We start from the raw sequence: 7,838 nt of genomic DNA, 5'->3' as shown, positions 1-7,838 counted from the left end.
CAGCAGATCGCCATCGGCGAGAAGGTCCTCGCCGCCCAGGGCCCCGGCGCCTGGCCCGTCTGCTCCGTCAAGGCCGGCCTCACCAAGTAACACCCTCAGCACCCCCAGCACCACCCGCCACACCCGCCCACCCGGGCACGACAACGCCGCTGCACCCGACCACCCGGTCCGGTCCAGCGGCGTCGTGGCACACCCGGACACCGACGCGGCCCGGTCGCTACCGCGCGAGCCGCCCCAGCAGCCCGGAGGCCGCCGCGATGCCGAGCCCCGAGGCCAGCGTCAGCACCGCGAAGTCCAGCGGAAGGTGCGCGGGGGTGCCGATGAGGAGCCCCCGCAGCGCGTCGACCTGGTAGCTGAGCGGGTTGGCCCGGCTGACCGCCTGCAGCCAGCCGGGCATCAGGTCCACCGGGTAGAGCGCGTTCGAGGCGAAGAACAGCGGCATGGTGATCGCCTGGCCGATGCCCATCAGCCGGTCCCGGGTGAGCACGAGGCCGGCGATGGCCATCGACAGGCACGAGAAGAAGGCCGACCCGAGCACCACCGCGACCACGACGCCGAGCAGCCGCAGCGGGTTCCAGGTCATCGCGACCCCGAGCGCCGCCGCGAGCAGCACCACCACGGCGGCCTGCAGCACCGCCTTGACCCCGGCGGCGAAGGCCTTCCCGGTGACCAGCGCGGCCCGCGGGGTCGGGGTGACCAGCAGCTTGGTGAGCACGCCGGAGTCCCGCTCCCAGATGATCATGATGCCGTAGAAGATCGCGATGAACATCGCCGACTGGGCGATGATCCCGGGCGCCAGGAAGTCCAGGTACGGGATCCCGCCGGTCGGGATCGCCTTCAGCCGGGTGAAGGTCTCGCCGAAGATCAGCAGCCAGAGCGCCGGCTGGACCGCCCGGGTGTACAGCTCGGTCCGGTCGTGGCGCAGCTTCTGCAGTTCGACCACGCACATCGCGGCCACCCGGGCCGGCACCACCCGCCACCCCGTGCGGGCACGCGGCGGGACCAGCAGCAGAGCGAGGTCGGGCAGGTCGGCGGCCGGGGCGGGGCCGGCGGGTTCAGCCGACACGGCCGGCCGTGCGACGGGTTCGGCGGACATCGCTGAAGTCTCCTTCCGTGGCCTCGCCACGGCCCAGGCCGCGGCCCGAGAAGTGGCGGAACACGTCGTCCAGACTGGGCTCGGACTGCCGCGGGTCCTGTTCCCGGACCCGGTCCTTGAGCTCTCCCGGGGTGCCGAGCGCGCGGATCCGGCCGCGGTCCATCAGCGCGATCCGGTCGCAGTGCCGGTCGGCCTCGTCCATGTAGTGGGTGGTCACCAGGACGGTCATCCCGGTGGCCCGGCGGATCGCGTCGACGCGCTCCCAGACGCCGGCCCGGGCGATCGGGTCCAGGCCGATCGTCGGCTCGTCCAGGACGAGCAGGCGCGGGGCGCTGACCAGGGCCTGGGCGAGTTCGAGCCGGCGCACCATGCCTCCGGAGAAGGTGCCGGCCATCCGGTCGGCGGCCTCGGTGAGGTCGACGGCGGCCAGCGCCTGGGCGACCCGCTCGGACCGCTCGGACCTCGGCACGTCGAAGACCCGGGCGAACAGGGCGACGTTCTCGCGACCGGTCAGCCCCGCGTCGGCGGACAGCTGCTGCGGGACGTAGCCCAGCAGCCGGCGCACCTGCGTGCGCTGCCGGGTCGCGTCGTGGCCGAAGACCCGGACCATGCCGGCGGCCGTCGGGAGCAGGGTGGTGATCGCCCGGATCGTGGTGGTCTTGCCGGCGCCGTTGGGGCCGAGCAGGCCGAACACCTCGCCGGTGCGGACCGTCAGGTCGACCCCGTCGACCGCCTTGGTGGCACCGTCCTTCCCCCGGCCGCGGTGGAAGGAGTACTCCAGGCCGCGGCAGACCACCGCCTCGTCCTCGCCCGACGTCACCGCCGCACCCTCTCCTTCGTCTCCTTCGTCGCCGGCTTCTCCGGCTTCGTCGTCTCCGGCCTCGCCTCCGGCCTCGTCTCCGGTCGGGCGCGCAGGCCCGCCGCGACGCCGCGCAGCGCGGGCAGCGCGGCGTCCAGCGCCGTCCGCTCCTCGGCGGACAGCCCCGCCACCACCTCGCCGACCAGCGCCGACCGCCGGGCCCGCCAGGCCGCGAGCCGTTCGGCCGCCTCGTCGGTGACGTGGAGCAGGGCGGCCCGGCGGTCGGCCGGGTCCACCTCGCGGCGCAGCAGGCCCAGCGCGACCAGTTGGTTGACCAGGGTGGAGACCGAGTTGCCGGCCAGGCAGAGCTCCGCGGCCGCGTCCGAGACCCGCAGGCCCGGCGAGTCGGCCACCAGGCGCAGCAGTTCGACCTGCGCGCCGCGCAGCCGGGGCTCGGTCAGGCCCTCCCGCAGCCGTCGTCGGACCAGGCGCTGGATCCCGACGAGGAGGGTGGAGAACTCGTCGCCCAGGGCGGTGGCGGAGGTGTCCGTGACATCCGCGGTCATGCCTCCATTTTAGCTCTCAGTGAGAGCTATCCGTCCAGGGCGCGGGCGGTGGAAAGCCGCTCGGACCGGACGTTCACGTCGGATTCACGCCAGCCCGACACCCGGCCGAACTGGTGGACTTCGACTTGAACCCACCCCACACGGACAGGACCGCCGGCGTGCCCGACACCGCTCTCCCCACCCCGCCCGCACCCGCCCCGCCCACACCCGCCGGCGCCCCGCCCGGCCCCCGCGCCAGGACCGGCGGCTGGCCCGCCGTGCTGGCCGTGACGGTCGGCGTCTTCTCCCTCGTCACCACCGAGATCCTGCCGATCGGCCTGCTCACCCCGATCGGCGCCTCCTTCCGGATCTCCGACGGCACGGCCGGACTGATGATGACGCTGCCCGGCCTGGTCGCCGCGGTGGCCGCGCCGGTGGTCACCGTCACCACCCGGCGCGCCGACCGCCGCACCATGCTCTGCGGCCTGCTGGCGCTGCTGGCGTTCGCCGACCTGCTCAACGCGCTCGCCCCCGCCTACTGGGCGGTGCTGGCGGCCCGGGTCGCACTGGGCCTGGTGATCGGCGCCTTCTGGTCGATCGGGTCGGGGCTCGCCCCGCGCCTCGTCGCACCGGAGCGGCAGGCCCGGGCGAACACCGTGTTCTTCACCGCCGTGCCGCTCGGCTCGGTCATCGGCGTGCCGGCCGGGGTCCTGCTGGGCTCACTGGCCGGCTGGCGCACCGCCTTCGCCGCGATGGCCGCGCTGACCGTACTGGTGCTCCTCGCACTCCTGGTCTCGCTGCCGCCGCTCCCGCCGGGGGCCGGCACGGGTCTCGGCGTGCTGCGCGGGCTGCTCGCCGGGCGGGGCACCCGCAGCGGCCTCGCGGTGACCTTCCTGATCGTGCTGGCCCACTTCGGCAGCTACACCTACGTCTCGCCGTTCCTGGCGGAGGTCACCCACGCGGGGCCGGGGCTGGTCACCGGGCTCCTGCTCGGTTACGGCGCGGCCGGGTTGCTCGGCAACGTCCTCGCCGGTGACCGGGCGGCCCGGGCCCCCGGAGCGGCGCTGGCCGGCGCCGCCGCCCTGCTCGCCGGCGCGACCCTGCTGCTGCCGGTCCTGGGCGGCTCCGGTCCGGGCGCCGCCGTCGTCCTGGTGCTCTGGGGGGTGGCGTACGGCGCCGTCCCGGTCTGCTCGCTGACCTGGTTCCTCGCCGCGGCGCCGCAGGCACCGGAGGCGGCCGGGGTGGTGTTCACCTCCTCGTTCCAGGCGACCCTGTCGATCGGCGCCCTGGCGGGCGGCACGGTGGTGGACCACGGGTCGACCACCGCCGTGATGCTGCTGGGCGGCGGCACCGCGCTCCTCGCGGCGGCCACCGCCTGGGCCTGCCGCGGCCGGGTCCACCCCGCCGCCTCGGGGGCTCCGAACGGCCGGTAGACCCCGGCCCGGCGCGCACCCGCCGGGCCGGGCCGCCGCTACGGGACCGGCTGCGGCTGGGTGACGCAGTGGAGCCGTCCCCGCCGAGGCCGATGCGGTCGATGTTCAGCTGCTCCACGACCCGGCCGGGAAAGAGCGACTGGAGCTTCGCCTTCGCCGCGGCGTCGGCCGGGGAGTCCCCGAACTGGGCGGCGCGGAACGTGGGGCCGGGGCCGCTGCTACGGGAGCGGCCCCGGCATCGTGGAGCAGTGGATGCCGCCGACCCCGGCCACCAGGCGGTCGACGTCGAGCTGGACGACCTCGCGCCCGGGAAACGCCTCGGCGAGTGCCCAACGGGTGACCGGTGGCCCTGCCGTGGGCGGTCGGGCCGTCGTACCCGGCGCCACAGCCCCGCTCTCAGTCTGACTGAAAGTTCGATCAAGATCGCGGACACGGGTGTGACCCGCCGACTCGGGCCCGCTCCCCGGCACGAACAGGTCCGGACCGGTCCGGACCGGACCTCGGCGCCTAGCGGCGCAGCCGCTCCAGCTCGATGTCGATCGCACCGGCCATCAGCTCACGCGCGTGCTCCCCCGGCAGGCTGCCGCTGAGCCACCGGACGCTGAGCCCCTCCATGAGCGCGGTCAGCCGCTCGGCGGAACTCGCCAGCGCGGCGGCCCCGTTCATCGGCCGCACCTTGCCCAGCAGGTCGGCGACCTCCTGCACCCAGACCAGCGTCGCGCGGGCCAGGTCCTCCCGCAGGTCCGGGTCGAACACCGCGCTCGCCCGCAGCTCGCCCCAGGCCGTGCTGTTCTCCCGCACCTCGGGGGTGTCCTGGAGCTCCAGCAGCAGGGTCTGCTCCAGCTCACCCCGGGCGTCCAGCGGCGGGGCGTCCGGGGCGCGCTCGGTCGTGTAGCGACCGGCCCGGTCGTTGATGAACTCCAGCGTCGCCCGGAGGATCCCCGCGCGGTCCTTGAAGTGGTAGTAGATCAGCGCGGTGGACACGCCGGCTTCGGACGCCAGCTCCTCCACCCGCAGCCCGCGGACACCGCGCCGGGCGATGACCCGCGCGGCCGCTTCCATGATCAAGCTTCGACGGTCAGCCACGGGGGATGATCCTATCGGGAGGTCCGCCCGGTGGATGCCTTCCGAGCCGAACCTGACTGAAACTACAGTCGGGGTGATGATCCGGTGCGATTCCGGATACCGGCGCAGCGCCCGGGGGCGCCCGGTGGCGCTCAAGGTCGTCCGGCCCGAACTCGGGGAGGACCCGGAGTTCCGGCACCGCTTCACCCAGGAGGTGGCCAGCGCCCGGCGCATCCACGGCCTCTCCACGGCCCAGGTGGTCGACGCCTACTACCGCCGCTCCGCCTGACCCGCGGGGCCGGGCCCGGCGGCCCTTCCCGTCACCCGGCCCTGCGCGTCACCCGGCCGACCACGTCACCCGGCGGCCCTTCCCGTCATCCGGCCGACCCGAGCACGACCGGGTCCCGGGCGAGGTCGGCCAGCAGGGCGTCCAGCTTCGCCCGGTCGACCGAGGGCATCACGAAGACGTGCACGTAGCTGCGGCGGGTGGTCTCGTCACCCGGGACCATCAGCACGTCCTGGGAGGACAACGACCACTTCGCCACCAGCTCGGGGCTCGGCTTGCGGAACCGCACGGTGACCGCGCCCGGGGTGCGGGCCGGCCAGAGCTCGACGCCCGTCTCCCGCTCGATCCCCCGCAGCCGCCGCTCCAGGTATCCGGCCAGCTCCTGGGCCCGGCGTATCCGGTCCACCTGGTCCTGGTAGGAGTGCCGGGACAGGTGGTCCCAGATGACCAGCGGGGAGAAGCCGTTGCGGGAGCCCGCGAAGGTGGTGTCCGGCGCGCCGATGTACTCCGGCTGGGACGGCGGCGAGATCTGGTACTTGACCTTCGTCATGTAGATGCCGCAGGGCCAGGGCGCGCCGGGCCACTTGTGGCCGCTCATCGCGATCGAGGAGACCATGTCCAGCTCGCCGTGCTCCCGGGTGGGCAGCCTCAGGCCGAAGTCGTACTCGGGCAGCTCGACGTCGGGGGTCCAGCCGTACGCCGGGTCCTGGTTGGCCAGCCGCAGGAACGGCGCGTAGCCGGCGCCGAGCGCGCCGTCCACGTGGATCCAGAAGCCCCGGCGCAGGTCGACCAGCGGCTCCCCGGTCCGCGGGTCCATGCCGTAGACCACCTGGCGCTCGACCAGGCCGTACCGCTCGAAGATCGGCAGCAGCCGCTCGCAGACCTGCCGGACGTCGTCGTGGGCGCCCTTGAAGGTGCTGCCGAGGTTGAGGTTCACGAAGACCGGGTGCCCGTTCGCGGCGAAGAACTCGACCAGCACCGCGAGGGCGTCGACGTCGATCTCGCCCGGGCCGTCCCAGGAGAGGCCCGAGGGGCCGGGGCGGGAGGGCACCTCGGTGGGCCACTCGCGGCGCCCCGTGGCGGGGTCGACCAGCGGGCACCGGTCCGCGTACTTCTCCAGGCCCACGGCGTGGAAGGTCTCGACACCCAGCACCCGTACCGCCTTGGCGAAGGAGTAGTGGGTGTCCTCGGAGTAGAAGGCCACCGGCCGGTGCGCGTTCGGGTTGTCCCGGTCGGGCGCGGCCTGCACGTACCGAAGGGCGTCGAACGGGGCCGTCGGCGGCTGGATCAGCGCCTTGCCGCTCAGGTAGTCCCGGGCGTTCCAGAGCGCGTACATGTTGCCCTCGGTCGAGCCCATCGAGAGCATGTAGCCCCAGTAGGAATCGGGGTCGGCGGGGTCGTGCGGCCGCTCGGCGTTCCATAGGGCCGCGTAGTAGTCGAGCACCGCGCGCTCGACCACCTTGGTGTTCGGCTTGTAGCCGCCGCTCTGGAACGGGTCGCCGAGGTTGTTGATGTTGTTCGGCATGAACCGGGCCAGGTCCAGTGCGCAGCCCTGCATGTCCTGGGTGGCCTGGTAGCCCACCAGGTGCCGGCGCTTGCGGGTCAGGTACTCGTCCACGGTGTCCAGGGCGCGCAGGCGCCGGTCGTCGTCCAGCCCGCCGGTGGGGAGCACGAAGTCGCGGCCGTCCAGCTCCGCCCCCGGGTCGACGGCGGTCGCGGCGGCGAAGGTGGCGGTCGGGCTCATGGGCGCGGCACTCCAGGGGTGTTGGTGTGGGGGGGGCGACGTGGGGGTCGCGGTGGGGGCCGCACGGGGTCGCCGCGGGCCGTCCACCGGCGGGGAACGCCGCAGGGGCGTTCGACGCTCGCGGTCAGGATGGAACTTCCCGGCACCCGGGGGAAGTTCCTCCGCACAAGATTCGGTGGCACGGCCCGAGATCTTGCGGATCGGCGGAATCAGCTGGAATCCTGCCCGGCATGCCGAACATTCCACCGCCCCGCAGAGCGCCCGTCGACGACGTGGACCGGGCCATCCTGCGCGTCCTCTCCGACCACGCCCGGCTGCCCAACAACGCGCTCGCCGAGGCGGTGGGCATCGCCCCCTCCACCTGTCTGGCCAGGGTCCGCGCCCTCCAGGAGCGCGGGATCATCCGGGGCTTCCGGGCCGACGTCGACCCCGCCGCGATCGGCCTGCCGCTGCAGGCGATGATCTCCGTCCGGCTGCGCGCCCACACCCGGGAGCAGAACGAGAGCTTCCGCGGCACCGCCCCCGACCTGCCCGGCGTCCTGGCGGTGTTCCACATGGCGGGGTCCGACGACTACCTGCTGCACGTCGGCGTCGCCGGGCCCGAGGGCCTGCGCGACTTCGTGGTGGACCACCTCACCACCCACCCGGCGGTGGCGCAGACCCGGACCAACCTGATCTTCGAGCAGATAGCCGGCCGCCGCTACCTCGGCGACCCGCTCCCGTCGACCGGCTGAGCGGCCGAGCCCCGGCGAGCGGCGGACCGGCCGGTCCGCCGGAGCAGCGGGGTACCGGGGTACCCGGGCCCGCCGGTGCGGCACGTCCGGCCGAATCGGAGGAGCATCGAGTGCGGGGGCGACCGCGGCGGCCGCG

9 protein-coding genes are annotated in these 7,838 nt (G+C 74.2%); 3 read left to right on the top strand and 6 right to left on the bottom strand.

Features of this window, described 5'->3' with window-relative positions:
• Positions 1 to 217 precede the first annotated feature (217 nt).
• From ACIF6L_RS29940 to ACIF6L_RS29930, 3 genes are read right to left on the bottom strand one after another with little or no spacing between them, the layout of a single operon-like run.
• Positions 218 to 1,096, bottom strand: a complete 879-nt coding sequence (locus ACIF6L_RS29940) for an ABC transporter permease (RefSeq protein WP_396490627.1) — start codon at positions 1,094 to 1,096, stop codon at positions 218 to 220.
• The gene (locus tag ACIF6L_RS29935; RefSeq protein WP_396490626.1) at positions 1,056 to 1,916 is read right to left on the bottom strand and encodes an ATP-binding cassette domain-containing protein; all 861 of its coding nucleotides are present in this window, start codon (positions 1,914 to 1,916) and stop codon (positions 1,056 to 1,058) included. Before ACIF6L_RS29935 ends, ACIF6L_RS29940 begins: the two co-directional genes overlap by 41 nt.
• Positions 1,913 to 2,461: a MarR family winged helix-turn-helix transcriptional regulator gene (locus ACIF6L_RS29930; RefSeq protein ID WP_396490625.1), complete on the bottom strand. Its 549-nt coding sequence runs from the start codon at positions 2,459 to 2,461 to the stop codon at positions 1,913 to 1,915. The genes ACIF6L_RS29935 and ACIF6L_RS29930 overlap by 4 nt, the downstream gene beginning before the upstream one ends.
• 158 nt (positions 2,462 to 2,619) lie before the next feature.
• Between ACIF6L_RS29930 and ACIF6L_RS29925 the strand changes: the two genes are divergently transcribed.
• Complete coding sequence (locus ACIF6L_RS29925; RefSeq protein ID WP_396490624.1) at positions 2,620 to 3,873, top strand: MFS transporter; 1,254 nt, start codon at positions 2,620 to 2,622, stop codon at positions 3,871 to 3,873.
• A gap of 218 nt (positions 3,874 to 4,091) precedes the next feature.
• Here ACIF6L_RS29925 and ACIF6L_RS29920 read toward each other — a convergent pair whose 3' ends face one another.
• Positions 4,092 to 4,259, bottom strand: a complete 168-nt coding sequence (locus ACIF6L_RS29920; RefSeq protein ID WP_396490623.1) for an agmatine deiminase family protein — start codon at positions 4,257 to 4,259, stop codon at positions 4,092 to 4,094.
• A 121-nt stretch (positions 4,260 to 4,380) separates the two neighbouring features.
• Positions 4,381 to 4,935 (bottom strand): TetR/AcrR family transcriptional regulator, encoded by a 555-nt coding sequence (locus ACIF6L_RS29915; protein WP_396490631.1) that lies wholly within the window; start codon positions 4,933 to 4,935, stop codon positions 4,381 to 4,383.
• 100 nt (positions 4,936 to 5,035) lie between these two features.
• On the opposite strand from ACIF6L_RS29915, the gene ACIF6L_RS29910 reads away from it, so the two are divergent.
• On the top strand, positions 5,036 to 5,227 hold the full coding sequence (locus tag ACIF6L_RS29910) for a hypothetical protein (RefSeq protein WP_396490622.1): 192 nt from the start codon (positions 5,036 to 5,038) through the stop codon (positions 5,225 to 5,227).
• 85 nt (positions 5,228 to 5,312) lie between these two features.
• Here the strand turns inward: ACIF6L_RS29910 and ACIF6L_RS29905 are convergent, their stop codons facing one another.
• Positions 5,313 to 6,968, bottom strand: a complete 1,656-nt coding sequence (locus tag ACIF6L_RS29905) for a histidine decarboxylase (protein WP_396490621.1) — start codon at positions 6,966 to 6,968, stop codon at positions 5,313 to 5,315.
• Between the two features lie 230 nt (positions 6,969 to 7,198).
• Between ACIF6L_RS29905 and ACIF6L_RS29900 the strand changes: the two genes are divergently transcribed.
• Positions 7,199 to 7,702: an Lrp/AsnC family transcriptional regulator gene (locus ACIF6L_RS29900; RefSeq protein ID WP_359811524.1), complete on the top strand. Its 504-nt coding sequence runs from the start codon at positions 7,199 to 7,201 to the stop codon at positions 7,700 to 7,702.
• Positions 7,703 to 7,838 lie beyond the last annotated feature (136 nt).

The sequence above is a fragment of the Kitasatospora sp. NPDC086009 genome, from assembly GCF_044540385.1.
In the GTDB taxonomy this organism is placed as follows: domain Bacteria; phylum Actinomycetota; class Actinomycetes; order Streptomycetales; family Streptomycetaceae; genus Kitasatospora.
Note: the sequence above shows the minus strand (reverse complement) of the source record. Positions and strands in the feature narration are given on the sequence as shown.